This window comes from Nitrospira sp. (genome assembly GCA_016873435.1).
Lineage (GTDB): Bacteria > Nitrospirota > Nitrospiria > Nitrospirales > Nitrospiraceae > VGXF01.
Genome location: VGXF01000029.1, coordinates 1 through 3595, shown reverse-complemented (window position 1 = coordinate 3595; position 3595 = coordinate 1). Strand labels below are relative to the sequence as shown.

The window sequence follows — 3595 nt, the reverse complement described above, 5'->3', positions numbered from 1 at the left end:
TGATGTTGGTCCCGACCGGCTGGTAGGCAAGCAGGATGTCCTCGCCGCCGGCCGCGGCCGTCATTTCCGCCTCGGCAATCGTCGCTGCCTTGAACCTGCGGATGCCGGCGGCGCGTTTTAGCGCGACCACCTGCGGCAGCTTGTGCGTCTTGACGTGCGGGCGCAGCCGGTCCACGCCGCCGGCCATGGCGATCATGCGCTGCAGGTTCTTCTCGATACGATCCGGGTACAGCAACAGCGCCGGCGAGGCGACCGCATCCGCGTTCGCGATGAGATGCCAGTCGGAGGCGATTTCCGGTCGAGCGGTCATGGTGATTTCCTTCCGGTGCGTTCGACGATCATGCCGCGGGCTTCGACGCGGCGGTGCTTGGCGAAGTCGAACGTCGTCCCGCGGTACGAGCGCCCCAGGTCGAGGTCGCAGCGCGCGACGATCTTTCCCGGGACGGCCCCCTCACGCGGTTCTTTCAAGTCCATAGACTGTCTCCTGTTTAGCCACTTCAACCAATGTCTGGGCGTGGCAAGTAGGAATAAATCCGCCCAATAAAAAACCCTCGCCAAGTGGGAGGGTTTGATCCCGCTTGGTTGCCTCAAGGCCGCATCTGCTCTCGCCGACCACCTTGCCCGGGGAGGCAGGTTGGTGCCGTCAAAAACGGCTCTTGATGCCGGGGATAGTGTCTTCCTCGGCCCTGTCGGTGTCAAGTCACCGGGCCCTCGGCGGCCAGCCTGAACAGCCACCTGCACTGCCCGGTGCGCGACGGGGTGCATCGGCGCACCGGGGGCGAACCGGTGTACCAGGAAGCGCGTGCGCCCACCGGCGAAGCGCTGCAGGGGCTGCTCGAGAAGATCATGGTGGGACCCCTGCAGGCGGCCAGTTCCACCTACCCCATCGCGCTTTGGCCGCGCCCCTCACTCAAGGGGTAAATCTTCATCGAGAGCGGGGGAGTCTTCGCCAAACAGCGCACGATCACCCGCGATGGACTTCCTCTCGGGATGCCGGTACCGTTGTCCATCAGGGAAAAGGTGGACTTTGGTAGTCCTGCAGGCCTCCCTCTCAGCGGTATTTTTCCCTGTACTTCTCTATCACCGCTGCTCGAGAGAGCATGTAGTCATCGACGTAAACACGCCCTGTTCGCCCTTGCTTCGGATAGAAAACGTCCTTGAAACCAAGAGAGGTAATTTGCCCGACGATGATGCCGCCTATGTCGGGGTCGTATCCGCCGTACCACTGCAATAGAGAGTAATCTCCCAGGCCGTCAGCGACGAAATAGTCGCGGCAGCCAGACTGTCGAGCAACGACGACAATGTCGCCGGCACCGGGTGAGGGCTTGGCGTGGCCTTGCGGCGGACGAGCGCCAGCCGAGAGCAGAACGACGTTGAGTGCCTTATCCCTAATCAGCAGCTTCCCTGCGGAAGGGCAGATCGACACCGAAGGGTAATACTCGTACAGATAGGAGTACTCGTATTGAACCTTCCAGATTGAACCGTCTGCGAGCTGAAAGATTTCATCATGGTTGCCTATGAAGGCACTGGGAGCGGTGATCGAGGTCCGGCTAAATGACTGGCTCCGAGCGTCGCTCCCCGCAAAGCCAAGCATCGCTAGTAACAGCATGAGAAGCGATTTCATGGTTCGCCTCATAGCGGAACACGCCAATCAGAATAAGACATCTTTTGAATTTCCTTTACACCCCGACGATTTCGCGGTGAGGGGCCAGCGCGGCGCACCTTCGCGATTGTGCCTACATCGTCGCGAACGTGTTAGGCGGCGACGGGCGCACCCTCTCCTACAAGGGTAACGCGATGCATGATCCGACGTATGGTGCTGTTATCAAACGGTTCAACCGAATGCATCGTACAGCGGTTATCCCACATGATCACGTCATGATCTCGCCAGATGTGTCGATAAACGTATTTGGGCTGAATCGCGTGTGATATCAATTCATCGAGCAGTTTTCGGCCATCCTCCTCACGCATACCTTCAATACAAACCATGGTGTGGGGGGAGAGAAAAAGGCTCAGCCTACCCGTGATGGGATGGCGTTGTATCAGCGGGTGTCTAACAGGGGGAAGGTGGACGTAGCTCCCTTTATCAACCCGGGCTGAGAGCTCCTTTGATTGCTTAAGGATGAAATCGTGGTCGTGGATAACCATAAGCCCTTCAAGCGCCTGCTTTTTCTCAACACTCAGATCCTCATATGCTGCATACATGTTTGCAAAGCGTGTGTGCCCGCCTTCGGTCGTTGTCTCGATACCATGCAAGATGGAGCCTTTGCTGGGTATTTGTCGAAATGAACTGTCTGTGTGCCAGAGCCAAGAAAGATTTAAGTACTGCCAAGCGCTTGCCTTAGCTTCGATGATGTTACCGTCTTCATCCACATTCGAAACCCGATAGATTTCCTGGTTCGTTGAAGAGCGGTGACTTATCGAGGGGTGAATTTCCAGTTCTCCGAAGCGGCGCCCGAAGGCAATGTGCTCTGCATCACTGATCGTTTGCTTAGGAAAAATCAAGACAAGATGTTTCATCCAAAGCGCCTGCAGCCAGTCAATGCTTCGAGCATCTAGCGGAGACCTTAGATCGATACCATGAATTTCAGCTCCGATAAGGGGGTGCCGGCTGGTGACTCGCCATGGAAGTTTGAGCGACTCCATCTCACGACTCCTCTGTAAAAGGATTTAAAAAAGCTGTCTTGATGATTTCAAAACGAGAACGAATAAATCGTCAGTTTCAGTGTCGAGTCCTCGCAAGGTTTGGAGAAATAAGTAAAATTATTTTTGGCTCTACCGATCATTAGAGAGGTTAATAGATGCACTCAACTTCCAATCTGAAAACCTTCATGGCGGTTGTTGAAACTGCATGCTTTACGGCTGCCGCTTCATGACTTCACGCGGCACAATCTGCAATTTTGACCTTGCCCCTGTTTTCCGCATCCCATAGCCGAGTCCGTCATGCTGCCTGCTTTTCCTGATCGGCGAACCAGCGCTGCTCGAACCGCATCGGGCTGACGTAGTCCAGCGGCGAATGCAGCCGCCGATGATTGTAGAAGCCCTTCCAGTCGATCACCTCGACCATCGCACGTTTGTGAGCGATCCTGAGGTCGATGTGCCACAACTACCACTGGGCTTGCCCTCTGGTCATGCTGCCCGCCAGGGCCCCGCCGCAGGCCCCGGCGCAGCGACCGGAGTTATTTCAGGAGGCCTGATCCCCCGAGGGCCAGAACGGCTCTGCAACGGGGCCCTGGGCTCGTGCGGCCGGGAGGGGAGAGGGGCAGCGTGCGCCGAAGGGCGGCAACTCGGCTCGATTCAAGGGGTTAATCCTCATCGAGAGCGGGGAGCCTTCGCCAAACAGCGCACGCTTGGCCTCGATGGATTTCTTCTCGATACGGGAGTATCGTTGTCCATCAGGGAAAAGGTGGTTTGAAATTCCCATACTCACCGACTTCCTGCGGCTGACGGCGCTGCGCGGCGGCAACGGCCAGCCGCGGGTGGCGCAGTTCAGCGTGAGAATGGGCTTCTGGGCCGCAGAGAGACGATGCGTACTGCTCGTTACAAAAAAGGAGGATTTATGGCTGAGGGACAAAAGTGGACAGTTGACCGTATC

General features: G+C 57.1%; 3 protein-coding genes and 1 pseudogene. All 4 read right to left on the bottom strand.

Going from position 1 to position 3595, the window contains the following annotated elements; all coding sequences use genetic code 11:
* A partial coding sequence (locus FJ248_08685; protein ID MBM4120954.1) for a D-TA family PLP-dependent enzyme occupies positions 1-271 on the bottom strand: 271 nt, incomplete at its 3' end.
* Between the two features lie 780 nt (positions 272-1051).
* Positions 1052-1624: a hypothetical protein gene (locus tag FJ248_08680; GenBank protein ID MBM4120953.1), complete on the bottom strand. Its 573-nt coding sequence runs from the start codon at positions 1622-1624 to the stop codon at positions 1052-1054.
* Between the two features lie 131 nt (positions 1625-1755).
* Positions 1756-2646 carry a TauD/TfdA family dioxygenase gene (locus tag FJ248_08675; protein MBM4120952.1) on the bottom strand — a complete coding sequence of 297 codons (891 nt, stop codon included), beginning with the start codon at positions 2644-2646 and terminating at the stop codon, positions 1756-1758.
* Positions 2647-2941: 295 nt separating this feature from the next.
* A pseudogene (locus tag FJ248_08670) lies at positions 2942-3076 on the bottom strand (IS3 family transposase).
* Positions 3077-3595 lie beyond the last annotated feature (519 nt).